The 25,184-nt window shown below is 70.6% G+C and carries 17 protein-coding genes and 4 pseudogenes; 17 read left to right on the forward strand and 4 right to left on the reverse strand.

The window, feature by feature from the left end; all coding sequences use genetic code 11:
- Positions 1-131 precede the first annotated feature (131 nt).
- From SLUN_RS42005 to gap, 9 genes and pseudogenes are all read left to right on the forward strand, one after another.
- Positions 132-605, forward strand: a complete 474-nt coding sequence (locus tag SLUN_RS42005) for a hypothetical protein (protein WP_306610668.1) — start codon at positions 132-134, stop codon at positions 603-605.
- Positions 602-1,849: an AAA family ATPase gene (locus SLUN_RS03220; RefSeq protein ID WP_108147066.1), complete on the forward strand. Its 1,248-nt coding sequence runs from the start codon at positions 602-604 to the stop codon at positions 1,847-1,849. The genes SLUN_RS42005 and SLUN_RS03220 overlap by 4 nt, the downstream gene beginning before the upstream one ends.
- Positions 1,850-1,854: 5 nt before the next feature.
- The gene (locus SLUN_RS03225) at positions 1,855-3,762 is read left to right on the forward strand and encodes a TniQ family protein (RefSeq protein ID WP_257153898.1); all 1,908 of its coding nucleotides are present in this window, start codon (positions 1,855-1,857) and stop codon (positions 3,760-3,762) included.
- A gap of 280 nt (positions 3,763-4,042) precedes the next feature.
- Complete coding sequence (locus tag SLUN_RS03230) at positions 4,043-4,291, forward strand: hypothetical protein (RefSeq protein ID WP_108147068.1); 249 nt, start codon at positions 4,043-4,045, stop codon at positions 4,289-4,291.
- 124 nt (positions 4,292-4,415) lie between these two features.
- Positions 4,416-5,315, forward strand: coding sequence for a universal stress protein (locus SLUN_RS03235; protein WP_108154488.1), 900 nt, complete (start codon positions 4,416-4,418; stop codon positions 5,313-5,315).
- Between the two features lie 24 nt (positions 5,316-5,339).
- Positions 5,340-6,361, forward strand: a pseudogene (locus SLUN_RS03240) (zinc-dependent alcohol dehydrogenase).
- 5 nt (positions 6,362-6,366) lie between these two features.
- Positions 6,367-7,239: a universal stress protein gene (locus SLUN_RS03245; RefSeq protein ID WP_108147069.1), complete on the forward strand. Its 873-nt coding sequence runs from the start codon at positions 6,367-6,369 to the stop codon at positions 7,237-7,239.
- A 154-nt stretch (positions 7,240-7,393) separates the two neighbouring features.
- Positions 7,394-9,775: a phosphoketolase family protein gene (locus SLUN_RS03250; RefSeq protein WP_108147070.1), complete on the forward strand. Its 2,382-nt coding sequence runs from the start codon at positions 7,394-7,396 to the stop codon at positions 9,773-9,775.
- Positions 9,776-9,806: 31 nt separating this feature from the next.
- Complete coding sequence (gene gap, locus SLUN_RS03255) at positions 9,807-10,820, forward strand: type I glyceraldehyde-3-phosphate dehydrogenase (RefSeq protein ID WP_108147071.1); 1,014 nt, start codon at positions 9,807-9,809, stop codon at positions 10,818-10,820.
- Positions 10,821-10,930: 110 nt separating this feature from the next.
- Here gap and SLUN_RS03260 read toward each other — a convergent pair.
- A pseudogene (locus SLUN_RS03260) lies at positions 10,931-11,882 on the reverse strand (IS481 family transposase).
- Positions 11,883-12,107: 225 nt separating this feature from the next.
- Here SLUN_RS03260 and SLUN_RS03265 point away from each other — a divergent pair.
- The 4 genes from SLUN_RS03265 (at position 12,108) to SLUN_RS03280 (ending at position 18,360) form a co-directional block, all read left to right on the forward strand.
- A complete protein-coding gene (locus SLUN_RS03265) occupies positions 12,108-14,807 on the forward strand; it encodes a bifunctional acetate--CoA ligase family protein/GNAT family N-acetyltransferase (RefSeq protein ID WP_108147072.1) in 2,700 nt (899 codons plus the stop codon).
- Between the two features lie 12 nt (positions 14,808-14,819).
- Entirely contained in the window at positions 14,820-15,551 is a 732-nt protein-coding gene (locus SLUN_RS03270) for a CBS domain-containing protein (RefSeq protein ID WP_108147073.1), read from the forward strand.
- Between the two features lie 32 nt (positions 15,552-15,583).
- Entirely contained in the window at positions 15,584-16,093 is a 510-nt protein-coding gene (locus SLUN_RS03275; RefSeq protein WP_108147074.1) for a flavodoxin domain-containing protein, read from the forward strand.
- A 515-nt stretch (positions 16,094-16,608) separates the two neighbouring features.
- Entirely contained in the window at positions 16,609-18,360 is a 1,752-nt protein-coding gene (locus SLUN_RS03280; protein WP_159100172.1) for a sensor histidine kinase, read from the forward strand.
- 54 nt (positions 18,361-18,414) lie between these two features.
- On the opposite strand, the gene SLUN_RS03285 is transcribed toward SLUN_RS03280, so the two are convergent.
- From SLUN_RS03285 to SLUN_RS03295, 3 genes and pseudogenes are all read right to left on the reverse strand, one after another.
- Positions 18,415-19,116 (reverse strand): response regulator, encoded by a 702-nt coding sequence (locus tag SLUN_RS03285; protein ID WP_108147076.1) that lies wholly within the window; start codon positions 19,114-19,116, stop codon positions 18,415-18,417.
- A gap of 129 nt (positions 19,117-19,245) precedes the next feature.
- Positions 19,246-19,895, reverse strand: a pseudogene (locus tag SLUN_RS03290) (CBS domain-containing protein).
- A 42-nt stretch (positions 19,896-19,937) separates the two neighbouring features.
- Positions 19,938-20,408, reverse strand: a pseudogene (locus SLUN_RS03295) (Crp/Fnr family transcriptional regulator).
- Positions 20,409-20,703: 295 nt separating this feature from the next.
- On the opposite strand from SLUN_RS03295, the gene SLUN_RS03300 reads away from it, so the two are divergent.
- Genes SLUN_RS03300 through SLUN_RS03310 form a run of 4 tightly spaced genes read left to right on the forward strand, consistent with a single transcriptional unit; the run spans position 20,704 to position 25,141 of the window.
- A complete protein-coding gene (locus SLUN_RS03300; protein ID WP_108147077.1) occupies positions 20,704-21,612 on the forward strand; it encodes a universal stress protein in 909 nt (302 codons plus the stop codon).
- Positions 21,613-21,634: 22 nt separating this feature from the next.
- A complete protein-coding gene (gene ppdK / locus SLUN_RS03305) occupies positions 21,635-24,280 on the forward strand; it encodes a pyruvate, phosphate dikinase (protein ID WP_108147078.1) in 2,646 nt (881 codons plus the stop codon).
- A gap of 28 nt (positions 24,281-24,308) precedes the next feature.
- Entirely contained in the window at positions 24,309-24,629 is a 321-nt protein-coding gene (locus tag SLUN_RS42010) for a universal stress protein (protein ID WP_306610669.1), read from the forward strand.
- Positions 24,575-25,141 (forward strand): universal stress protein, encoded by a 567-nt coding sequence (locus SLUN_RS03310; protein ID WP_306610670.1) that lies wholly within the window; start codon positions 24,575-24,577, stop codon positions 25,139-25,141. The genes SLUN_RS42010 and SLUN_RS03310 overlap by 55 nt, the downstream gene beginning before the upstream one ends.
- Positions 25,142-25,184: the final 43 nt, after the last annotated feature.

Genomic DNA, 25,184 nt, shown 5'->3' on the forward strand with positions numbered 1-25,184 from the left:
GCGACCCGCGCGACCCCTGCTTCGTTTTCTTTCAGGACCCGCGCACCCACGAGTGGCATACCCTGCGCTGGACCGGTCTGCCGGACGAGGGCGAGGTCCCCGCCTTCAGCGATGCCCGGATTCGTGAGGTCATGCGGGAGGTCCGCAGGCGGGGGATATCACCGAAGTCGGACAAGGAGCTGCTGCCGCTGCTCCTGGAGGTGATCGGCAACAACATCCCCGTAGAGCGGTGGCCGACGCAGCTGTCCAAGGCCGAACGCACGGCGCACGCCCGCGAGGTGGCCCAGGCCGGTGCCGCAGCTGCCGACCGCCCCGCCTCAGCCTTGGCGGTTCACGCACCCCGGCTTCCTGTGGCCACGACAACTGGCGCCGACGGCAACGTCGTACCCCTGCGATGGTGCGATCGCGCCACGCAAGGGCAGAACGCACTGGACCACGAGCGCCGCCGGCGCAGGGAAGCCGTGGTTCCCGAACGCCCCACAGCACCACCAGGACTCGATGAACAGCTGCGCGCCTCAAGCCTGATGGTCCTTCCAGACGACGACCTCGACGAGAACGACATCGACGACACGGCCGCCGTGGCCGAGGGAGAGATCGACCTGTGAGCGGGGAGAGCAGCACGCCGTCCTTTCTGCCCGGTCCTCCGATCGACCGCACCACGTGCGAGGGCTGGCAGTGTTGGGGCCGGACCCGGCACGACTTCGTGCCCGCTCCCGCGCTCACCGAAGAGGAATACGCACGCAAGACACCTCGCCAGCGGCGTGTCCATGATCTGCACCGGCTCGCCACCCACAGCAGCCTGCCTCTTCAGGCCACCCCGATGAGCGAAGCGGTCGCCGCAGCCGTACGGGCTCGCGTCGAGGACGGCGCCTTCAGCCACAAAGCAGGGACCCGCGCCGGCGTCATGGTCAACGGGAACGGCGCCCAGGGCAAGACCGAAACCGTCTGCGCGGCACTCGCACGCTTCGAGGAGGAATGGCTGGCCCTCCACAACCAGTTGAACCCCGACGCGATGCCCGGCACCCGCGACTTGGTCGCGCCCGTCGCCTACGTGCGTTGTCCAGTGAAGGCCACGCCCATCTCCACCTGCCAGCGCATCCTCGACTTCTACGGTGAGGACTACAAGGGCATGCGCCTCGAGGACCTGGTCCGTACCGTCAAGACCTCGATCATCGAACACGCTACGAAAGCGCTCGTGATCGACGACATCACCCGCCTCAAGCTCCATCGCGAAGCCGACCAGGACGTCCTCGACCTCATCCGCGAGATGATGAGCATGCCTGTCACGCTCATCCTCGTCGGCGTCGGCATTCCCACCTCGGGGCTATTACGCGAGGGGCGCCGGGACGCGAAGACGGGCAACTGGATCTTCCCGCCGCTCACGGACCGGGGCCGCAGCCCCAACGCACATGCGGCAAGCCAGCACGAGCGCCGCTTCGAGTTGGTCGATCTCGATCCGTTCCGCTACGACACTGACAAGCAGATCGCCGCCTGGACCAACCACCTGCGCGGCCTGGAGAAGAACCTGCGCCTGCTCCACGACACCGAGGGCATGCTCACGGACGGCGACATGCCCGAGTACCTGTTCAGCCGTACCAAGGGCGTCGTCGGCGTCCTGGAGAAGCTCATCCAGCGCGGCTGCCGCATCGCCATCAAGGACGGCAGCGAACGGCTGGCGAAAGACCTGTTCAACCAGTTCGCTGTCACCCCGGACGACCTGCCCGACCTGGACGCAGAGTCAGGCGAACAGCCTGAGATTCCTGCCGTGCCCAAGCCCAAGAAGCCGCGGAAGAAGGGACGTAACACCGTCTTCGACGACGATGGACCGGCCGAGAGTTCAGTTGGTTGACCGCCGTGGAGCACCGAGTGCTGGCCCGGAGCCTGGCACCGCTGCCGGAGGAGTCACTGCCCGGATTCCTGCTGCGGCTCGCCTACCGTTTGGACCGATCCCCTGCCCGAATCGGTGTCCTGTGCGGACTCAGCAGCCTGCAACACCGGCTGCCCGCCGAGTACCTGCTCGCCCTGCCGCCACAGCTCGCCACTACTCTCGCCCGCACCACGCGACTGTCCCTGGCAGAGGCGCAAGCACTGACACTCGTCGGCTCAGGGCTCGCCACCACGTACACGCCACTGGTCACAACTCGCCTGGACCAAGGCCGCAACCACGCGGCTGCGCGGCGGCGATGGGCCATCAACCTATCCAGTCGATTCTGCCCCCGATGCCTGGCCGGCGACGGCAGCCTCGTACAGAGCACACTCGGCGGCGCGTGGCGGTTGCGATGGCACCTGCCGGTGGTCTTCGCTTGCCCCCAGCACTCCGCCCTGCTGTCCGGCACCTGTCCGCAGTGCCGCAATCCCCCCAACCGTCCGCCGGGAACCGAACGCGTTGGCCTGCTCATGCAACGTGCAGCCGACGGGCTCCATCCAGCACAGTGCCGCCATCCGATGCTGGGCACTCGACCGGCTTCGGCTCGCATCAACCGCTCCTGCGGAGCACGGCTGGATCAACCATCGGAGGACTCTCCGGTAATGAACCCCGATGACATGGATCGATTACTCGTCCTGCAACGTCGAATCGATCAGCACCTGTTGCCAGAAGCCTCGCCGCCGAGGTCGGAGTGCGGGGCAAGTGATCGATACTTCTTCCTCGATCTGATCGCAGCCGTTCAACTAGTCAAGTTCAGCTGGCCCTTAGGGTCCAACCTGGTCCGCTCTGCGGCTCTGTCCTCCCTCATCGACAGCCACGCCAATGTGATCGTCAACCAGCTTGATCAACCCGTCGGCCCAGGCACGCGCTCGTCCAGCCCGTGGTCCGCGCCGGACGATCCCGCCGAGTGTGCAGCCCTCCTCCTGGCCGCCGATGAGCTCCTCGGCCATGACCCTAGAGACGACGCCGAACTGCGGGACCGGGTCCAATCACTGTCCCGCGCCGCCTTCGAACGTATCCCCACGAACATGGCTGCTGCCTTCCGCCGGATGGAGTTCTCGCCGGTTCTCGCTCGTGCCCTAGCCCGGAAGGTCAACGGCTTCTACCAAGCAGGCGGACATCGGCACTCCAAACTCCGGGCGCCCTCGCGTGAGTGTCGCTTCAGCGCCGAGCACGTCCCCGCTCTGATGCCTTCCACATGGTTCGACACCCACTTCACCGGCCTCGTGGAGCGTGTGGGACCAATCACAGTCTGGAATATGCGCCACCTGCGCCGGGCCGCGTCACTCAAACTCGTCGAGATGGCCGCAGGCGGCACCTGGCCTGAATGCGCTGAAACCCTAGGAACACCCTGGAATACCGCGCAGCATTCCCTCAAGATCCTCAAGCGTGTACTTGCACCCACCGAGTCGTGGGAGGCATTTGATCAAGCGGTCGATCAAGTCGCCTGCGCACTGGACTCCCATACTCTCCGGATCAATTACGCCGAGCGACGTCACGCGCTTGCCTCGTGGCGAATGCCCGATGCCGACTGGATCACGCTGTGCGAGGGATTGAGTCAGTTCGGGTGCGAACCCACGTCGCCCCGCCCTCCCGCCGCCGCGGCACTTGTCTGGGCCAAGGTCACTCAGGGCGACTACCTCCACAGCCCCGCCCTTAGTGCACTGCGTCGGTCGGGGCAGAACACCGCGCACCTGGTTGCAGCCGTGAACCGGATGCGCACCGCCGCCGGCCGTAAAGGCGCAGTGGGCCAGCTTCTTCACCGGCTCGACCAATACGCCAGCCGCCTCGCCCTCACCTGTGACCAATCGCAGGGATCTACCCTCGTCCCGTGAGCACCCACTGATCGTAGGCGCGCGGCTCGGGGGCCTGGTGCACAGATCTCCGTACTCGGTGGAGCACTCTCACCGTCAGCCCCTCGGGATTCACGTCGCCGTCAGATCGTGGCCAGCTGTCAACTGGCCTCGGTCGCCCCTGGCCAGCAGCTCCCAGTACAGGTCTCCCGAGGCAAGGGCCACGTTCCATGGGGCACCGACGAAATGCGCTGGTCAGGCCAAATGCCGAGGCGCCGAAGATCGCTTCCCGCGCACATCAAGATCGTTTCCCAGCGCCCAGGTGGGGCTGCGGCTCGCCGCCCCCACGGGCACCGCGATGACGGCGCTGAAGTGGATCGCCGAGTGGCCGCCCGTCCAGCGCCTCTCCGACGGCTCGCTGAGCATGTCCGTGGACCCGTTCGCCGACTACCACCTCATCTACGCCGTCGCCCTGATCGCCCCGTCCCTGGCCTCCGCCGACGGCACCTGGGGCGTCGGCAGCCTCTGGGCAAGCTGCCGTTCGTCCTCACCGAACGGCTGGCTGCGCTGACCGCCGCAGGTCCCTGGCAGGGGCCGATCGGCCCCTGCCAGGGACCTGCGGCCCCTGCACCACGAACTCGATCGACACCAGTCTGGAATCGGATCGTGCGATCCCGATCCAGGAGGTGGAGACCATGCCCCGCACCATCACCGTGGGCCTCGACGGCTCGCCCGAGAGCCGCGCCGCCGCAGAATGGGCGGCCAGGGAGGCCAAGCTGCGCGGCCTGCCGCTGAAGCTCGTCAACGTCTGGGAGCCGGTTCCCACGCCGATGGCGCAGGCCCCGCTCCTCGGCGCCGAGCCCCAGCAGCATGGGAGCACCCGCCATGAGTCCGCAGAGGGACTGAGGCTGCGGCACCCCGGCATCGAGATCACCGCGGAGCAGGTCTCCGGCCGGCCAGGCGAGGTCCTGTCACGCATCGCCGATGACGCCGTGCTGCTCGTCCTGGGCTCGCGCGGCCTGAGCGGGGTCGGCGGGTTCCTGGTGGGCTCGGTCGGCCTCGCCGTCGTGGCGCACGCCGAGCGGCCCGTGGTCCTCGTCCGCGCCGGGGAGCAGGCCGCCGACGAGCACCTGATGGACCGGACGGGCATCCCGTCCGCCGCGGCCCCCTACCGGCCCGTGGTCCTGGGCCTGGACACCGACGACCCGGACCCCTCGCTCGTCGAGTTCGCCTTCGACGCGGCCGACCGCCGCGCCACCTCCCTGCGGGTCGTCCACGGCTGGAACCCGCCGCCCTACTACGCCTACGGCCTCTCCTCCGACCTCGAACTCCACACCGAGCTGGCCCGGCAGGAAGCCGCCACCCTCACCGAGGTCCTGCGCCCGTGGCGGCAGAAGTTCCCCGCCGTCGAGGTCGTCGAGGAGTCCCGGTACGGAACGGCCGCCATTCACCTGGTCGACGCCTCCCGCGAGGCCTCCCTGGTCGTCGTCGGCCGCCGAATCCGCCGCAGCCCGCTCGGCGCCCGCATCGGCCCGATCACGCACGCCGTACTGCACCACGCCACCGCCCCCGTCGCCGTCGTCGCACACGGCTGACCTGCCCCGAGGAGGAGAGAAACCATGAAGGCAGCAGTCGTACGAGCCTTCGGCGAGCCCCTGGTCATCGAGGAGCGCCCCGATCCCGAGCCCGGCCCCGGACAGGTCCGTATCCGGGTCGAGGCCTCCGGGCTGTGCCACACCGACATCCACGCCGCCCGCGGAGACTGGCCGGTCAGGCCGAGCCCGCCGTTCGTCCCCGGCCACGAGGGCGTCGGCCTCGTCGAGGCCCTCGGCGACGGCGTCACGCACCTCGCACTGGGGCAGCGCGTTGCCGTGCCCTGGCTGGGCAGGACGTGCGGGCGATGCGAGTACTGCCTGTCCGGCTGGGAGACGCTGTGCGAGCAGCAGATCAACACCGGATACGGGTGCGACGGCGGGTACGCGGAGAAGATGCTGGCCTGGGCCGACTTCGCCCAGCCGGTGCCCGACGGCATCAGCGCCCTGGAGGCCGCCCCGCTGACCTGCGCCGGCGTCACCACGTACAAGGCCCTCAAGGTCGCCGACGTCCAGCCGACCCAGCTCGTAGCCATCTCCGGTGTCGGAGGACTGGGCCACCTGGCGGTGCAGTACGCGAAGATCGCCGGGCGCAGGTGGCGGCGATCGACGTCACGGACGAGAAGCTCGAACTCGCCGCGGGACTCGGCGCCGACCTCGTCATCGACGCCCGCAAGCAGGACCCGGGAGAGGTGCTCCAGCGCTACGGCGGTGCGCATGCCGCCATCGCGCTGGCGGTGAACGAGGCGGCGTTCTCGGCGGCGTACGCCGGGCTGCGGCGCGGCGGGAAGCTCGTGATGGTGGCCCTGCCTGCGCACGGCACGATCCAGGTCCCGATCTTCGACACCGTGCTGAACGGCACCTCGGTGATCGGCTCCATCGTGGGTACCCGGCAGGACCTGGCCGAGGTCTTCCAGCTCCACGCGGCAGGCCGCACCAGGGTCATCTACGAGACACGGCCGCTCGCGAGCGTCAATGAGTCCATCGACGACGTGCTGCGCGGCGAGATCAAGGCGCGGATCGTCTTCGACATGGCTGCGGGAAGGTGAGGACGATGGAACTCCCCCTGGTCGTGGGCGTCGACGGTTCCGAGCCGAGTCTGCGCGCCGTGGACTGGGCGGCCGATGAGGCCGCCCTGCGCGGGGTGCCGCTGCGGCTGGTGTACGCCTCGCTGTGGGAGCGCTACGAGGGTCCCGCCCTCGCCACGGGGCTTGGCAGGTCCTCGGAGCAGGTGCTGGCCGACACCATCGTCGAGGCCGCCGCGAAGCGCGCCCACCGCCGCGAGGTGGACGTGAAGATCTCCACCGAGGTACTGCCCGAAGAGCCGGTGCCCGCTCTGCTGCGCGAGGGCCGTACCGCTTCGGCGCTGGTCCTGGGCTCGCGCGGCCGCGGCGGCATCGCCGAGCTGCTGCTCGGCTCGGTCAGCCTCGCGGTCGCCGCCCGCGCCGACTGCCCGGTGATCGTGCTGCGCGGCAGCCACGACAACCAGGCGAACTCCGCGATGCGCGGGCCCGTCGTGTTGGGGGTCGGCGAGGAGCCGGAGAACTCGGCGGCCGTGCGCTTCGCCTTCCAGGAGGCGGCGGAACGCCGAGTGCCCCTGGAGGCCGTACGCGCCTGGCGGTGCCCCGGGTACGAGACCACCGACCACCCTCTGATGGCCGGCGAACCCGCCCGGCTGCACGAGGAGCGGGCCGTTCAGACCCTGGACGCGGCGCTGCGGGAAGCCCCCGAGGGTGTGGAACTGCACCGCCGTACCGCCGAAGGCCCCGCCCGCAAGGTGCTGCTCGACGCCTCGGCCGACGCCGGCCTGCTCGTCGTCGGCGCCCGGCGGCGCCACGGCCACTTCGGGCTCCAGCTCGGCAGGGTCGCCCACGCGGTCCTGCACCACTCCGCCTGCCCGGTGGCCGTCGTACCCCAGCGGGCATGACCGGCTCAGAGCGCCACCGTGTGCGCAACGCGCGGGTTCACGTGCTCCGAGACGCGTTTGAACGTGGCGCCCTTCGAACACCACGACGAGCGGGCGCCCTCGGTTCGCGCCCTTCCCTGAAGTCCGACTCGCCTCGATGACTTGCGGAGTCACCATGCCCAAGGTCGAACACCCGAACAGCACCGTGCTGACCGACGAGGAACTGCGCACCCTGGACGCCCACTGGCGGGCCGCCAACTACCTTGCCGTCGGCCAGATCTATCTGATGGCCAACCCGCTCCTCACCGAACCCCTCACCGCCGCCCACATCAAGCCGCGGCTGCTCGGCCACTGGGGCACTTCCCCGGGCCTCAACCTCGTGTACACGCACCTCAACCGGGTGATCAAGGCTCGCGGGCTCGACGCGCTGTGCGTATGGGGTCCCGGCCACGGCGGGCCGGCGGTGCTCGCGAACTCCTGGCTGGAAGGCAGCTACAGTCAGACCTACCCGGACGTCCCGCGGGACGCGGCGGGCATGGACCGGCTCTTCCGGCAGTTCTCCTTCCCCGGCGGCGTGCCCAGCCATGTCGCGCCGGAGACACCCGGCTCGATCCACGAGGGCGGCGAGCTGGGCTACTCGCTCGCGCACGCGTACGGCGCCGCCTTCGACAACCCGGACCTGCTGGTCGCCTGCGTGATCGGCGACGGCGAGGCGGAGACCGGGCCACTGGCCGCGTCCTGGCACTCCAACAAGTTCCTCGACCCGGTGCACGACGGCGCGGTCCTGCCGATCCTGCACCTCAACGGCTACAAGATCGCCAACCCGACCGTCCTCTCCCGCCTCCCGGAGTCCGAACTCGACGAGCTGCTGCGCGGCTACGGCCACGAACCGATCCACGTCACCAGCGACGACCCGCACCAGGTCCACCGCGCCATGGCCGACGCCTTCGACCAGGCACTGGACCGCATCGCCGTGATGCAGCGCGCGGCCCGCGAGGACGGCAGGACCGAGCGCGTGCGCTGGCCCATGATCGTGCTGCGTACACCGAAGGGCTGGACGGGCCCCGCCGAGGTCGACGGAGTCCCGGTCGAGGGCACCTGGCGCGCGCACCAGGTCCCGCTGTCCGCCGTACGCGAAAACCCTGAGCACCTGCGGCAGCTGGAGACCTGGCTGCGCTCGTACCGTCCCGAGGAGCTGTTCGGCGCCGACGGGCGGCCCACCGCCGACGTCCTCGCCTGTGTCCCCGAGGGGACCCGCCGGCTGGGCGCCACCCCGCACGCCAACAGCGGCCTGCTCGTACGTGACCTGCCGATGCCCTCCCTCGACCGTTTCGCCGTCCCCGTCGACAAGCCGGGCGCCACCCTGCACCAGCCCACCCGGGTCCTCGGCGACCTCCTCGAACAGGTCATGCGGGACACGTCGGAACGGCGTGACTTCCGTCTGGTGGGCCCGGACGAGACCGCGTCCAACCGGCTCGGCGCCGTCTTCAACGCCAGCGGCAAAGCCTGGCAGGCCCAGACCCTCCAGGTGGACGAGCACTTGGACCGGCACGGCCGGGTCATGGAGATCCTCTCCGAACACCTCTGCCAGGGCTGGCTGGAGGGCTATCTGCTCACCGGCAGGCACGGGCTGTTCTCCTGCTACGAGGCGTTCGTCCACATCGTCGACTCGATGGTCAACCAGCACATCAAGTGGCTGAAGACATCGAGGCAGTTGGCGTGGCGGGCCCCGATCGCCTCCCTCAACTACCTTCTGACGTCGCATGTCTGGCGTCAGGACCACAACGGCTTCTCGCACCAGGACCCCGGGTTCATCGACCACGTCCTCAGCAAGAGCCCCGAGGTCGTACGGGTCTATCTGCCGCCGGACGCCAACACCCTGCTGTCGGTGGCGGATCACGTCCTGCGCAGCCGTGACTACGTCAACGTGATCGTGGCGGGCAAGCAGCCCTGTTTCGACTGGCTGTCCATGGACGAGGCCCGCGCCCACTGCGCCCGCGGTGCCGGGATCTGGGACTGGGCGGGCAGCGAGAACGGAGGCGAGCCCGTCGTGGTGCTGGCCTGCGCGGGAGACGTACCGACCCTGGAGATCCTGGCCGCGTCCGATCTGCTGCGGCGCCATCTGCCGGAACTCGCCGTCCGGGTCGTCAACGTCGTCGACCTGGCCCGGCTGCTGCCGAGCGAGGAACACCCGCACGGAATGGGCGACTTCGAGTACGACGGCCTGTTCACGACGGACAAGCCGGTGATCTTCGCCTACCACGGCTACCCCTGGCTGATCCACCGCCTCTCCTACCGCCGCACGGGCCACGCCCAACTGCACGTCCGCGGCTACAAGGAGATGGGCACCACGACCACCCCGTTCGACATGGTCGTCCGCAACGACATGGACCGCTACCGGCTGGTCATGGACGTCATCGACCGGGTGCCCGGCCTCGGCGTCCGCGCCGCCGCCGTACGCCAGGAGATGGCCGACGCCCGCACCCGCCACCACGCCTGGATCCGCGAGCACGGCATAGACCTGCCCGAGGTCACCGACTGGACCTGGACGGCCTGAACACCCCTGCCCCGCAAAGGAGTTCAACGCCATGACCGTACGCGTCGGCATCAACGGCTTCGGCCGCATCGGCCGCACCTACCTCCGCGCGGCCCTCGACCGGGCGGAGGCGGGCACCCAGTACGTCGAGGTGGTCGCCGTCAACGACATCGCCCCGCCTGCCACGCTGGCCCATCTGCTGGAATACGACTCGACGTTCGGCCGCATCGGACGCGAGGTCACCCACGACGACAGTTCGATCACCGTCGACGGCCATCGCATCGCCGTCACCGCCGAACGCGACCCGGCAGCCCTCCAGTGGGGCGACTGCGGCGCCGGCATCGTCATCGAGTCCACCGGGCACTTCCGTGATCGCGACTCCGCCGCACTGCACCTGAAGAGCGGCGCCCACACAGTGCTGCTCTCCGCGCCCGGCAAGAACGCGGACGCCACCATCGTCATGGGCGTCAACGACGGCACGTACGACCGCCACAGTGACCGGATCGTGTCGGCGGCCTCCTGCACCACCAACTGCGTCGCTCCGATGGTCAAGGTGCTCCACGAGACCTTCGGCATCGACCGCGGAATGATGACCACCATCCACGGCTACACCAACGACCAGTCCCTGCTGGACGGCCCGCACAAGGACCTGCGCCGGGCCCGCTCCGCGGCGCTCAGCATCATCCCGACCAGCACGGGAGCCGCCCGCGCCGTCGGCCTGGTGCTGCCGGAACTGGCGGGCGCCCTGGACGGCATCGCGGTCCGCGTGCCCGTCGAGGACGGCTCGCTCACGGACCTCGCGGTGGTGCTGCGGCGCGAGGCGACGGTGGACGAAGTCAACACGGCCTTCGCCGAGGCCGCTCAGGGCCCGTTGAACGGCATCCTCCGCGTGGCGAAGGCGCCCATCGTCTCCCGCGACGTCATCGGCGACGCCGCGTCCTGCATCTTCGACCCGGCCCTGACACAGGCGAACGGCAATCTGGTCAAGGTCTTCGGCTGGTACGACAACGAGTGGGGCTACACCAACCGGCTCCTGGACCTCACGGCACTGGTGGCCGACGACTGAGGACGCCGCCCCGTACACCTGCGTCACCGTCACCCCGCCCGGGCCCACGCCCGCACCCTCGATGTCCGCCGGGTGCCGGCGTGGGCCCGTCGCGCGTTCGGGACCACGCCCTAGGTGTATTGCCCTGTGAGGTTGGGGACGCGGCTGGCGGGTGGTTTGCCTGCGAGCGCGGTGTGTCCGCGGTGGTGATTGTAGGTGTGCAGCCATTTCGGGAAGGCGTCGCGTCGTTGCTGCTCTGAGCGGTAGGGGCGGGCGTAGGCCCATTCGTCGAGCAGGGTGCGGTTGAGGCGTTCGACCTTGCCATTGGTCTGCGGCCGGTAGGGCCGGGTTCGCTTGTGGGTGATCCCGGCCGCCGCGAGCGTTTCGTGCCAGAGGCCGGACTTGTAGCAGGAGCCGTTGTCGGTCAGCACCCGCTCGACGGTGATCCCGCACGAGGTGAAGAACGCCTGGGCCCGGGTCCAGAAGGCGGTGGCGGTCTCCTTCTTCTCGTCGCCGAGGATCTCGCTGTAGGCGAGGCGGGAGTGGTCGTCGACGGCGGTGTGGATGTAGCTGTAGCCGGCCCCGGAACGCTTCTTGCGGCCGCCTGACGGCCCAGCACCTTGTGCCCGCCGCCGTCGGGGATGTTGCCGAGCTTCTTGATGTCCACGTGCACCAGCTCGCCCGGCCGGTCGCGTTCGTAGCGGCGTATCGGCCGGCCGGTGGCCCGGTCCAGATGGGTCAGGCGGGCCAGGCGGTAGCGGGTCAGTACACGGTGCACGGTCGAAGGGACCAGACCGAGCAGGCCGGCGATCCGGGCCGGGCCCCACCGGCGCAGGATGCGGACCTTGATGATCCGGCGTTCGGTGCGGGTCGGGGTGCGTCGCGGACTGCGCTGCGGGCGGCTTGAACGGTCGGCCATGCCCGCCTCGCCGAAAAGCCGGTAGCGGTCGGCCCACCGCTGGGCTGTGGTCGGGGAGACCGGAAGCGTTCGGCCGCCCGGCGAAAGGTCCAGCCGTCGTCAACGACGCAGCGGGCCAGCCGCAGCCGGCCGGTCTCGGTCAGGGGTGCATTACGGTGGGGCACGAGGGCCTTCCTGTCGCCGGTGCAGATGTCGCAATCCACACCAGGCCAGAAGGCCCTCACCCATTTCAAGATCTCTCAGCCGAGACCTGCATCACCCGTCCACAACCTCCCCGGACAGAACACCTAGGGCCGATCGGCCCCCAAAGCACCCCCGGAGAGCCCATGGGATCACTGCCAGATCCGCTGGATGCTCGAAGTGTCAGAAGGCTTTGGAGGAGACCCACGATGACGTATGACACGCTCAGCCGACCCACGGTCCATGCCCTGCTCTCGGACGGCACCACCGTGTGCATACGTCCTGTGCGGCCGGACGATCACGAGCAACTGCAGGGGCTCTACGAGGAGATGTCCGCGGAGAATCTGCGGCTGCGGTTCTTCGCGGCGAGCCGGCGTTCCGCAGCGATGGCCGCCGACCGGGCCTGTACGCCACCGCGCCCCGGATACCGGGCACTGATGGCCGAGTCGCAGGGGCAGGTGATCGGCCTGGCCGAGTACGAGGTCGGCGACGAAGCGGCAACGGCCGAGATCTCCATCGCCGTGGCCGACAGGCTGCACCACCGGGGCGTCGGCACGCTCCTCGTCGAGCACCTGGTCTCCGCCGCCCGTGCGGACGGCATCACCACGTTCACGGCGGACGCGCTCTCGGAGAACCACGAAGTGCTTCGGCTCTTCGCCGACCTGGGCCTGCGCACCGCACGCCGTTTCGAGGGTCCGGAGGTGCGCTGCGCCATCGAGCTGAACGAGGACGAGGACGACGGCTATCTCTCCGCCGTCGAGGCCCGCGGCCGGGCCGCCGACGTGGCCAGCCTGGAGCCGCTGCTGCGGCCGAACGCGATCGCCGTGGTGGGCGCCGGGCGCAGGCCCGGATCGGTGGGGCGGGCCCTCCTGCACCATCTGCACGCGGGCGGCTTCACCCGGCGGCTCTTCGCGGTGAACCCCCGTGCCACCTCGATCCTCGGCGTGCCGTCCCACCCCTCGGTCAGCGCGCTGCCCAAGGTCCCGGATCTCGCGGTCCTCGCGGTGCCCGCGGCAGCCCTCCCTGCCACCGCGGAGGAGTGCGGCAAGGCCGGAGTACGGGCACTGCTCGTCGTCTCGGCCGGCCTCGACAGCCGGCAGGCGGAAGCCCTCATGGCCGCCTGCCGCACGTACGGCATGCGGCTCGTCGGACCCAACTGCCTCGGCATCACCAACACCGACCCGGCACTCTCCCTCGACGCCACCTTCGCGGCGGACCATCCGCGCCCCGGCACGGCAGGCGTCGCCGTGCAGTCCGGCGGCGTCGGCATCGCCCTCCTCGACGGGCTGTCCCGGCTCGGCATCGGTGTCTCGTCCTTCGCCTCGCTCGGCGACAAGTACGACGTCAGCGGCAACGACATGCTCCAGTGGTGGGAGAGCGACGGCCGCACCGAACTCGCCCTGCTGCACCTGGAGTCCTTCGGCAACCCGCGGGCGTTCTCCCGTACCGCCCGGCGCGTGACCCGCCGTATGCCCGTGCTGACGGTCGACGCCGGCCGCACCGACGCCGGCCGTCGCGCCGCCGCCTCGCACACCGCGGCCGCCGCGACCCCGACCATGACCCGGCAGGCGCTGTTCACCCAGGCCGGCATCACCGCCACCCGCTCGGTGGGTGAACTCCTCGAAACCGCCGCCCTGCTGCACTCCCAGCCGCTGCCGACGGGCAGCCGCGTGGCCATCGTCACCAACGCGGGCGGCGCGGGTGTCCTGGCCGCGGACGCCTGCGCGGAAGCGGGGCTGTCGCTTCCGCCGCTCACACCCTCGGTGGTCGAAAGCCTGTCTGCCGTACTGCCCGACGGTTCCACCGTCGGCAACCCCGTCGACGTCACCACCGCCGTCACGGAGGAGCAGCTCGGGGACTGCGTGGACCGGATCATGCGGCACCCGGGTATCGACGCCGTCCTGCTGGCCCTCGTCCCCACGGCCGTCGCGGCCGCGACCGGCGACGACCTCGTGCGGGCCCTCACCAGCGGCCCCGCACGCCACGCCCTTCCGGTCGCCGTCGTACGCCTGGAGCAGGACCTGCCGGTCCGGCTCCTGCCGACGCGGGACGGCGGCGCCATCCCGTCGTACGCCGAACCGGGCTCGGCGGCGCGGGCGTTGGCGCACGCCTCCCGCCGTGCTGCCTGGCTGAGCCGACCCGTGGGCACCGTGCCGGAGCTCGCGGAGGTCGACACGGCCCGGGCCCGCACGGTCGCCGAGACCTATCTCGCCGCCCACCCGGACGGCGGCTGGCTCGACCCGCGCACCTGCGCCGAACTCCTCACCTGCTACGGCATTCCCCAGCTCCCGTGGTCCTGGGCGCAGACGGAGAACGACGCCGTCATCGCGGCCGAACGGCTGCGCGGCCCCGACGGGCGGGTGGTCATAAAGGCCCACTGGCCCGGCCAGCTCCACAAGAGCGAACAGCACGCCGTGCACCTCGATCTCGAAGGAGACGCCCAAGTCCGGTCCGCCTACCGGGACTTCGAGACACGTTTCGCCGGCCTGATGACCGGGGTGGTCGTCCAGCCGCTGGCCGCACGCGGCACCGAACTGTTCGCGGGAGTCGTCCAGGACGAGGTCTTCGGCCCGCTCGTGCTGTTCGGACTCGGCGGCACCGCCACCGAGGTCCTGGCCGACCAGGCCGCCCGCCTCGCCCCGCTCACCGACCACGACGTCCACGACCTGATCACCGCGCCGCGCTGCGCACCGCTCCTGTTCGGCGCGCACGGCAGCGGCCCCGTCGACCTCCAGGGTCTGGAACAACTGCTGCTGCGCCTGTCCCGTATGGCGGTCGACCTTCCGCAACTCGCCGAGGCCGACTTCAACCCCGTCCTCACGACGCCTGACGCGGTCACGGTGCTCGACGCACGAGTCCGCCTGCTGCCACGCACGGCTCAGGACCCCTACCTGCGCCAACTGCGCTGAGGAGGAACAGACATGAAGCACAACAAGGTCGGCACCGTGATGACCACCGAGGTCGTCCGTGCCGTGTTCGGCTCCCCGTTCAAGGAGGTGGCACGACTCCTCGCCGAGCACCGCATCAGCGGACTGCCGGTGGTCGACGAGGACGAGAAGGTCATCGGGGTGATCTCCGAAACCGACCTGATGGTCCGGCAGGCCGAGACGCCCGCCCCCTACGGGCCGAAGCGCCGCTTCCGGCTCGCCGAGCTGACCCGCCGCGCTCGCAGGCAGGCCGCGAAGGCACATGCCCGTACCGCCGGAGAGCTGATGTCCGTGCCGCCGGTCACGGTGTACGCCGACAACACCATTGCCGAGGCCGCCCGGGCCATGGCACAGAACCGTGTGGAGCGGCTGCCGGTGGTGGACGAGGAGGACCGGGTCGTCGGCATCGTCACCCGCCGTGACCTGCTCCAGGTCTTCCTGCGGCCCGACAACGAGATCCGCCGCGAGGTGATCGACGAGGTGCTGGTCCACTCGCTGTGGCTGGCGCCGTCGAGCGTCGAGGTCGGTGTGGACGAAGGAGTCGTGACGCTCGCGGGCCACGTGGAGCGCAGGAGCGAGGCGGAGATCGCCCTCGCCATGACCAACCGCATCGACGGCGTCGTCGCGGTGGTCGACAGGCTCACCCACCGTCTGGACGACTCACACCTCCAGCCGAACGAGCAGGCGCTGCACGGCGTCGCCGACGACTGGCTGCGCAAACTCTGAGCTGCACAACCTATGAGAGGAGGCGGACCGCCATGCCCAGCAGTGTGTTGGTCGCCTACGGAACGACGAACGGATCGACCGCGCAGATCGCCGAGGCCGTGGCCAAGGTCCTGCGCAAGGCCGGGCTGACGGTCGACGTACTGCCCGCCCAGTCCGTGGCGAGCGTGGCATCCTACGAGGCCGTGGTGGTCGGAGGCGGCGTGTACGCCGGGCGCTGGCAGAAGCACGCCCGCCGCTTCGTCCGCCACCACAGCCGCGCACTGGCCGGACACCCACTGTGGATGTTCAGCAGCGGCCCGCTCGACCCCTCGGCCTCGGAGCGGAACATCCCGCCCGTTCCCGGATTGAAGCGGGCCATGATCCGGCTCGACGCCAGGGAACACGTCACCTTCGGCGGCTGCCTCGAAGAGGGAGCGAAGGGATTCATCGCCCGGAAGATCGTCTCCTCCGGCAAGGGCGGAGACTTCCGCGACTTCACGGCGATCGAGGCATGGGCCACTCGGATCGGCAGTGAACTCGCGGGCGTGTCACAAGGGAGCTGAACCATGCGGGCCTCCTCCCGTCCCTCTCCGCCGTCCTGTCGGTGAGTGCGCCCCTGGGCGCTGTGTTCGTCGGCTCCGCCGAGTACGACGCCCTGCGGGCCGGTCCGTCGAGAGGCTGGGTCCGGTCGGGACACCTCGTGACCGTGCGCGGGACCGGCCCCTGCGGGCGGGGACGGATCAGCGCGGTCAGGGTGGTGGCCGGTGCAGCCGCGGGCAGCGCCACGGTCGTCCGGCAGGGGGCAGCCACGGCGGTCGCGGATGCGTGGCGGGCGTGTGGATGGGGGTGCGGACCGTGGCCCAACGCCGTCGGGCGGGCGTGTGGGAGCGGGAGCGGGTGTGGGGAGCGACGGGGCCGTTCTGGAGCCGGCGTTGTGCTTGAAGGAGCGGTCCGCGCCGCCGGGATGCCGACCTGTCTTCGGCCCGCTTGACGGCGAGGCCGAGACCCCCGGACAGTACGGTGAAGGCAGGGGAACTGGTTCGAGCCGCCTTGTCTGCTGTGTCGGTCGGAGGAAGTCATGAGTGGGGATGGGGATCGACGCGGCGGTTTTGAGGAGCATGTGCCCAAGCTGCGGCTCGATGAGCTGCTGGGCGAGCTGCAGGTGCGCATCGACGCCGTACGGGGCACGCGGGACCGCCTGCACAGCCTGCTGGAGGCCGTCCTCTCCGTCGGACGGGAGCTCGACCTGCCGCAGGTGCTGCGCAGCATCGTCGAGGCCGCGGTGGTGCTGGTGGACGCCGAGTACGGGGCGCTGGGCGTGATCGGCGGTGACCAGAAGCTGTCCGAGTTCCTGACCGTCGGTATCGGCGAAGAGGAGCGGTCGGAGATCGGGGCGCTGCCCAGCGGGCACGGGCTCCTCGGAGAGCTGATCCGGCACCCGTCACCACTGCGGCTGCCGGAGCTGTCGGAGCATTCGGCGTCGTACGGCTTCCCGGCGCACCACCCGCCGATGCACTCCTTCCTCGGCGTACCGATCCGGGTGCGCGACGAGGTCTTCGGGAACCTCTACCTCACCGAGAAACGCAGCGCCAGGGAATTCGACGTGGAGGACGAGTCCGTCCTGTCGACGCTGGCGGTGGCCGCCGGAGTGGCCATCGAGAACGCACGGCTGTACGAGGAGACCATGCTGCGCGAACGCTGGCAGCGGGCCAGCGGCAAGGTCACCAGCATGCTCCTGACCGGTGCGCCGAGCGCGGACGTTCTGGAACTGATCGTCGACGAGGCCCGGAAGATCGTCTCCGCCGACATGGGGCTGATCGCGGAGCACGTACCGGGCGAGGAGACACTGCGGCCGGCCCTGGCGGTCGGCCTGGGCCGAGAGGAGCGCAGCGGTCTGGTGTTGTCCGCGCGCGACGGTTTCGTCGGAGCGGCACTCGGCGCGGCGGCGCCGGTGGTCAGCGCCGACATCGAGCACGACGCACGCACGGGCGAGGACGAGGCCCAGTGGGCCGGGCTCGGACCCGTGGTCGCAGTGCCGCTCGGCGCCGGCGGCAAGACGCGGGGCGTGCTGTTGCTGGGACGCGTGCCGGCCGGTACGCCGTTCGGCGACGTGGACACCGGGCCGCTGCTCGGGTTCGCCGACCAGGCGGCACTGGCCCTGGAGCTGGCCGAACGGCGGCGGGACGCGGAACAGCTCACGCTGCTCCAGGACCGTGACCGCATCGCCCGCGACCTCCATGACCTCGCCATCCAGCGGCTCTTCGCGGCCGGCATGACCCTGCAGAGCACACAGCGCTTCATGGAGCACCCCGAGGGTATGGAGCGCCTGACCCGGACCGTCGACGACCTCGACGACACCATCAAGATCATTCGGTCCACGATCTTCGGACTGCGCACCCACAGCGGGGTCGGGCGGGAGAGCGAGGGCTTGCGCGGCCGGGTGGCCGAGGCGGTGAGTGCCTCGGCCACGTCACTCGGATTCCCGCCCGCGCTGCGCATCGAGGGGCTCGTCGAGACGGGTGTCCCCGGCGACATCGCCGACCATGCGGTCGCGGTGCTCGGCGAGGCGCTCAGCAACGCGGCCCGGCACTCCGGAGCACAGGCGGTGGACGTCCGGCTTCAGTGCGCCAGGGGCGAGTTGACGCTCACGGTGACGGACGACGGCTGCGGGGTGCCAGGTGGCGTCGGACGCAGCGGGCTGAAGAACCTTGAGGAGCGGGCCGTCACCCTCGGCGGAACTCTTGCACTCGGCGAACGGCCGGAGGGCGGCGGAACGCGGCTGGTGTGGCGGGTTCCGGTGAGTGCGGACGGTGCCGCGGACGAAGGCTGACCGCCGAAGGCCGCGGCCCCGCCGGCCCGAACGGCGAGGCGGGGCAGGGCGGACTCATCGCGTCGAGCGGTCGGGGGAGGCGGGCTGTTCGAGATGGCTGGCCAGGACCGCCGCCTGGACGCGGCGCTGGACGCCGAGCTTGGCCAGCAGCCGGGAGATGTGGTTCTTCACCGTCTTCTCGGACAGGTAGAGCTTCTTGCCGATCTCACGGTTGGTGAGCCCGTCCCCGATCAGCGCGAGGATGTCCCGCTCGCGGGGTGACAGGCCGGCGAGTTCGGGTGCGGGTGCCGGTCCCTCGGTGGGGTCCGCCCGCAGGGAGCGCATCAGGCGGGCGGTCGTCGTCGGATCCAGCATCGACTGGCCGGAAGCGACCGTGCGGACCGCCGCGACCAGGTCGGACCCCCTGATCTGTTTGAGCACATAGCCCGCCGCCCCTGCCATGATCGCGTCGAGCAGCGCTTCCTCCTCGTCGAAGGACGTCAGCATCAGACAGGCCAGCTCCGGCATCCGGCTGCGCAGCTCACGGCAGACACTGATCCCGTCACCGTCCGGCAGGCGTACGTCGAGGACGGCCACGTCCGGGCGCAGCGCCGGCCCGCGCACCAGCGCGTGCTCGACGCTGTCCGCGTCGCCGACCACCGAGATGTCCGGCTCGGAGTCCAGCAGGTCGGTGAGACCGCGTCGTACGACCTCGTGGTCGTCCAGCAGGAAGACCCGGATCGGGTTCTGTTCCGTGAAGGTACGTGCCTCGGCCATAACGACCCCTCGTTCGCTGGTGGACCACGGACCACATGCCGACTGTGATGACGATCGTCACCCGTCCGAACCGCACGCACCAGGGCCGACCGGGCCAACCCGGCGATGGCCCCCCGGTTCGGCTGCCGGTCACTGCTCCGGGCGGCGAGCCGGGCCCGCGAGCTCGCACTCGACGTCCACCACACCCTCGACGGCCCGCACCAGGCGTGCGGCCACGGGCACCAGAGAGGTGTCCCTGACGCGCCCGGCGAGTGTGACGACCCCCTCCTTCACCTGCACACGGACAGACGAGGACGACGCGGGGAACAGATATGACACGACTTCCCTGCGGACCTCCTCGGCGACTTCCTCATCGTCCCGCAGGAACACCTTCAGGAGATCACCGCGGCTGACGACGCCTTCCAGTCGACGACGGGGAGCCGCTTGACCTTGGCGTGCGCCATGGTGCGGGCGGCCTGCGCGAGGGTCGCGTTCGCGTGGACGGTCAGGGCCGGCGACGTCATCAGCTCCTCGGCGGTCACGGCGCCGGCCTTGGCGAGATCGGAGAAACGCCGCAACTGTGTGTAGCCGTCGGGGTCGGCGTCGCGGAACTCCTCCTTGTACAGCAGGTCGGCCTCGGAGACGACGCCGACCACCCGACCCTCGCCCTCCAGAACGGGAAGGGCACTGACATTCCACTCTTCCATCAACTGCACGATCTCCTTGAAGTCGGCCCTGCGGCCGATGGAGGCGACGGTGTGGGTCATCACGTCGCTCACGATGTGCGGGGTGCCGTGCACGGTGACTCCTTGGTCGGTTCCGACGATTCCGTCGTGGTCGGGTCAGCGTGCGCCGCCGCTGCCGTCGGGCGCGTACACGTCCAGCAAGCGGGTCCTCGCCGACCGCAGCCGGCGGGCGACGACGTCTCCCACCCACTGGGTCACTGCCATTCCCAGCACGGGATCGGCCCGACACATGGCCCGTACCGCCTCGGCGTCGAACTCGTACGCGCGCACCGGGCTCGTCGTCTCGGCGCCCAGTTACCAGGCGTGCGGTCCGAACAGCCAGGACCAGCCGACGAGTTCGTTGTGCCCGAGTGTCTCGATGACGGCTGCTTGGCGGCCGGGCACGTGCATGTCGAGGGCGATCGTGCCGGTACGGATGATCCAGAACCGGTCGGCTCGCCCGCCCTCATTGAAGAGGCGGGTGCCCTGCGGGAACGACACCTCGCGGGCGAGGCGCATCAGCCGCTCGCGGTGATCGGCGGGCAACGCCCGCAGCATGGTGGATGTGGGTGTAGGGGAAGCGTTCATGGTCCTGCCTCTTCCTGGCGCGCGACCCTGCCGACTCCAATCTCTTCCCATCTCCTCTCCTCCGCCATGGGCCACCCGGCCCCCAGGCCGGGCCGCATGGCATCGGCCAGAGCGATCAGGCATGGCCCGTGCTCGTGCCGCGAGGTGCGGGAGGCCGCCCGTGCACGGCGGGACGGCATCAGGGCCGAAGGGCCCCTCGGAAGGGCCTGCCCGGCCTCTGCGCCAGTGCTCGCCCCAGTACCAGGCTCGGTGGGAGAAGAGGAACCCACGGGCAGCGACGCTGGAGGTACGGATCATGCTTCGACATGTCACCGCGGGGATCGACGGTTCTCCCGAAAGCCTGGCAGCCGCGCACTGGGCGGCCCGGGAAGCCACGCGCCGGGGCGCCGCGCTGTGCCTGGTGCATGCCTGGGAGTGGCATCCGCGTCCGGCCCCGTCCGTGCCCGCGGACATGTCCGAACGGGCCCTGGCCGAGGACCTGCCGGAACGGGTGGCGGACAGCATGCGCGCCGCGCACCCAGGTCTGCGGGTCATCGGCCAGGCGCTGGCGGACTCGCCGGTCTCAGCCCTTCTCAAGGCGGCCGAGCAGGCCGAGTTGCTGGTCCTCGGCTCCCGTGGGCTCGGCGGCGTCGCGGGGTTCCTGATGGGGTCGGTGTCGCAGCGGGTCGTCGCCAGGGCACTGGGTCCCGTGGTGTTGGTGAGGGTGTGCGGGAGCACCGCCGATGAGCACTTCTCGGCACCGGACGGCATCTCCCCGGAGGAGATACCCGGGATCCCGTACCGCGATGTCGTGCTCGGTCTCGACACCGGCCGGCCCTGTGACGAGCTGATCGAGTTCGCCTTCGACGCCGCCGGGCGCCGGGGCTCCTCGCTGCGCGTGATCCACGCCTTCAGCCGTCCGCCGGAATTCACGGCGGCGGACAGGACCGTCCCGGTGAGCGGCCCGGAGCTACGGGCGGAGCGGGAGCACGCCGTGGTCGCCGCGCTGCGCCCCTGGTGCGAGAAGTTCCCCGAGGTCGCCGTCACCGAGAGCGTCACCGAAGGACGTGCGGCCGACGAGCTGATCAGCGCCTCGGCCGGCGCGGCCCTCGTCGTGGTGGGACGCCGGATCCGCGAATCCCGTCTCGGCACCCACCTCGGCCCCGTCGCACACGCGGCGCTGCATCACGCGCCCTGCCCCGTCGCCGTCGTCCCGCACGCCTGAACAAACCCGGAGGGTGAGAGAGATGACCAGGTACGTGTACGCATTCGCCGAGGGCGGCCGTGACATGGCGGACGTGCTCGGCGGCAAGGGGGCGAACCTCGCGGAGATGACCCGGCTGGGACTGCCCGTCCCCCCTGGCTTCACCGTCACCACCCGCGCCTGCCGGGAGTACCTTGCCACCGGCGCGGAACCCGAGGGGCTGGGCGCCCAGGTCGCCCACGCACTGGCCGAGCTGGAGCACCGAATCGGCCGCGAGCTGGGCGGGCGGGACAACCCCCTGCTGCTGTCGGTGCGCTCGGGCAGCAAGTTCTCGATGCCCGGGATGATGGAGACGATCCTCGACATCGGCCTCGGCGACGAGTCCGTCCTGGGGCTCGCCAAGGCCGCCGACAGCGAGCGCTTCGCGTGGGACTCCTACCGCCGGCTCCTCCAGATGTACGGTCGTACCGTCCTCGGCATCGCTCCGGGGCTGTTCGACCGGCACGAACCCACCGACGACCCCGCCCAGCTCGTCGAGGACTTCAAGCAGGTGATCCGGGACGCGACCGGTGAGGAGTTCCCGCAGGACCCGGGCGAGCAGCTGTACCGCGCGATCCGGGCGGTCTTCCGTTCCTGGAACAGTGAGCGCGCCCGCCTCTACCGCAGCCGCGAGCACATCCCCGACGACCTGGGCACCGCCGTCAACATCCAGGTCATGGTCTTCGGCAACCTCGGCCCGACCGCGACGTCCAGAGGCAGCGGCACCGGCGTCGCCTTCACCCGCGACCCGGCGACCGGCGCCCGCGGCGTCTACGGCGACTACCTGCCCGATGCCCAGGGCGAGGACGTCGTCGCCGGCATCCGCAACGCCGTACCGCTCGCCGAACTGGACCGCCTCGACCCGACCTCGTACCGGCAACTCGTCGATCACATGGGAACCCTTGAGCACCAGTACCGCGACCTGTGCGACATCGAGTTCACCGTCGAGCGCGGCACGCTCTGGATGCTCCAGACCCGGGTCGGCAAGCGCACCGCCGAGGCCGCGTTCCGCATCGCCGAGGCGCTCGTCGACGAGAGGATGATCGGCGATGACGAGGCGCTGGCCCGCGTCGGCGGGGCGCAGCTCGCCCGGCTGATGTTCCCCCGCTTCGAAGCACACGCGGATACCAGGCCACTGGCGCACGGCGTCCCCGCCTCTCCCGGCGCGGCCGTCGGCGCGATCGTCTTTGACTCGGCGGAGGCCGTACGCCGTGCCGCGACGGGGGACAAGGTGATCCTCGTACGCCGTGAGACCACCCCCGACGATCTGCCAGGGATGGTCGCCGCCGAGGCCGTGCTGACCAGCCGCGGGGGCAAGACGAGCCACGCGGCCGTCGTGGCACGTGGCATGGGCAAGGTCTGCGTGTGCGGGGCCGAGGAGCTGACGGTGGACGTCGGGGCACGGACGCTCACGGCACCCGACCAGGCCGTACTCGCCGAAGGCACGGTGATCTCCGTGGACGGCACGGCGGGCACCGTCCACCTCGGCGCGCTGCCGCTCGCGGACTCCCCGGTCGGCCGCTTCCTGGACACCGGCGAGCGGGACGGCGTGCTGACCGACGCCGTGGCCCGCACCCTCGAACACGCCGACTCCGTACGGCGATTAGGAGTGCGCGCCAACGCCGACACCCCCGAGGACGCGGCCCGCGCCCGCCGCTACGGAGCCGATGGCATCGGCCTGTGCCGCACCGAGCACATGTTTCTCGGTGAGCGGCGGAGCCTGGTCGAGGCGATGATCCTGGCCGAGGACGAGACCGGGCGGTGCGCGGCCCTGGACGCCCTCCTGCCACTCCAGCGGGACGACTTCACCGCAATCCTGGCCGCCATGGACGGGCTGCCGGTGACGATCCGCCTCATCGACCCGCCGCTGCACGAGTTCCTGCCCGACCGCACCGAACTCGCCGTGCGCGTCGCCACCCACCCCACCACCCACGACCGGCGCCTGCTGGCCGCCGTCGAGCGGATGCACGAGAGCAACCCCATGCTGGGGCTGCGCGGCGTGCGCCTGGGACTCGTTGTCCCGGGTCTGGTCGAGATGCAGGTACGGGCGATCGCCGAGGCCGTCGTGGAACGGCTGCGGGTGGGAGGAGACCCCCAGGCCGAGATCATGGTTCCGCTGGTCGGCGCGGTCGAGGAACTGCGGATTGTTCGGGAGACGGCGCAACGCGTGCTGGCCGAGGTGTCGGACGCCTCCGGGCTCACGGTCGACTGCCCCATCGGCACGATGATCGAACTGCCCCGTGCGGCGCTGACCGCCGGCCGTATCGCCGAGGCCGCCGACTTCTTCTCCTTCGGCACCAACGACCTGACCCAGACCGCCTGGGGCCTGTCCCGTGACGATGCCGAAGCGTCCTTCTTCCCCGCCTACCTGGCCCAGGGCATTTTCGCCGCCTCCCCCTTCGAGACCCTCGACCGCGACGGCGTCGGCCGCCTGGTCCGCATCGCCGTCGAGGAGGGCCGCGCCACGAAGCCCGGCCTGAAGACCGGCGTCTGCGGAGAACACGGCGGCGACCCGGACTCCATCCACTTCTTCCACGACACCGGCCTCGACTACGTCTCCTGCTCGCCGTTCCGCGTCCCGGCCGCCCGCCTGGAGGCGGGCCGAGCCGCCCTCGCGAACCGGGCCGACGGCGCGTCGGCCGCCACCTAGACAGCACCAGCCAAGGGGAGGGACAGACATGACCACCCGTCATGTGACAGTAGGCGTGGACGGTTCACTCGTCGCCGTACGGGCGCTGGACCGGGCCTGCGAAGAGGCCGCACTGCGCGGCGCCGTGCTGGACATCGTGTACGCCGTGCCCGACCTCGAGGAGGCCGGTCCGGTACTGGCGTCTGCAGCCGCTCGGGTGCGTGACCGCCACCCCGGCCTCCGGTCACGGCCTGTGCCGTCGAGGGCGGACCTGTCCAGGCGCCGCTGCGTCACGGCCGCGACGCCGAGCTCACCGTGGTCGGCACCCGCGGGCTCGGCAGCATGGCCGGACTGCTGTTGGGCTCGGTGAGTCTGCGGCTGGCCGCGCACACGCACGGCCCGCTGCTCGTCGTACTAGGGGACCGTCGGCCCTCAAGTCGTGGCGAGGTGTTGCTCGGGCTGGAGAGCGACAGCGATGCGGATGCCGCCGTGTTCGCCTTCGCGGAGGCGGCACGCCGCGGAGCCCGGCTGCGGGTGCTGAACGCCCGGCCCCGTCGTTACCTGGCGCCCGAACTCCCGTCCCTGGTGCACTCTCATCAGGTGGAGGACCATGACACCCGGCAGGTTCGAACCGAACAAGCCGTGCCCCGCCTTGCGGTGGCCGGGCCAAGGCAGTGGTACCCCCATGCCGAGGGAGGGACCCGTACGGTCCGGACCGGCCCGGCGCCCGCGCTGCTGAAGGCGACTTGTGACGCTGCGGTCGTGGTCGTCAGCGCCCGCCGCGGACCCCACCGGCTCGGCCGGCAACTGAGCCCGGTCACCCACGCCTTGCTGATCCACGCCCATTGCCCGGTCGTGGTCGTCCCCTCCAGGAACGTATAGACGCGATTGCGCGAAACCCACCGACCGCCTGCGGGCGACGGCG

Origin of the sequence: Streptomyces lunaelactis (genome assembly GCF_003054555.1) — a bacterium.
Lineage (GTDB): Bacteria > Actinomycetota > Actinomycetes > Streptomycetales > Streptomycetaceae > Streptomyces > Streptomyces lunaelactis.

What these genes read in the sequence shown, in the direction of transcription:
- SLUN_RS42005 (WP_306610668.1), top strand. Translation starts at nt 132, where the DNA reads ATGCGGGAGGTCCGCAGGCGGGGGATATCACCGAAGTCGGACAAGGAG.
- SLUN_RS03235 (WP_108154488.1), top strand. Translation starts at nt 4,416, where the DNA reads ATGCCCCGCACCATCACCGTGGGCCTCGACGGCTCGCCCGAGAGCCGC.
- SLUN_RS03245 (WP_108147069.1), top strand. Translation starts at nt 6,367, where the DNA reads ATGGAACTCCCCCTGGTCGTGGGCGTCGACGGTTCCGAGCCGAGTCTG.
- SLUN_RS03250 (WP_108147070.1), top strand. Translation starts at nt 7,394, where the DNA reads ATGCCCAAGGTCGAACACCCGAACAGCACCGTGCTGACCGACGAGGAA.
- gap (WP_108147071.1), top strand. Translation starts at nt 9,807, where the DNA reads ATGACCGTACGCGTCGGCATCAACGGCTTCGGCCGCATCGGCCGCACC.
- SLUN_RS03265 (WP_108147072.1), top strand. Translation starts at nt 12,108, where the DNA reads ATGACGTATGACACGCTCAGCCGACCCACGGTCCATGCCCTGCTCTCG.
- SLUN_RS03270 (WP_108147073.1), top strand. Translation starts at nt 14,820, where the DNA reads ATGAAGCACAACAAGGTCGGCACCGTGATGACCACCGAGGTCGTCCGT.
- SLUN_RS03275 (WP_108147074.1), top strand. Translation starts at nt 15,584, where the DNA reads ATGCCCAGCAGTGTGTTGGTCGCCTACGGAACGACGAACGGATCGACC.
- SLUN_RS03280 (WP_159100172.1), top strand. Translation starts at nt 16,609, where the DNA reads ATGAGTGGGGATGGGGATCGACGCGGCGGTTTTGAGGAGCATGTGCCC.
- SLUN_RS03285 (WP_108147076.1), bottom strand. Translation starts at nt 19,116, where the DNA reads ATGGCCGAGGCACGTACCTTCACGGAACAGAACCCGATCCGGGTCTTC.
- SLUN_RS03300 (WP_108147077.1), top strand. Translation starts at nt 20,704, where the DNA reads ATGCTTCGACATGTCACCGCGGGGATCGACGGTTCTCCCGAAAGCCTG.
- ppdK (WP_108147078.1), top strand. Translation starts at nt 21,635, where the DNA reads ATGACCAGGTACGTGTACGCATTCGCCGAGGGCGGCCGTGACATGGCG.
- SLUN_RS42010 (WP_306610669.1), top strand. Translation starts at nt 24,309, where the DNA reads ATGACCACCCGTCATGTGACAGTAGGCGTGGACGGTTCACTCGTCGCC.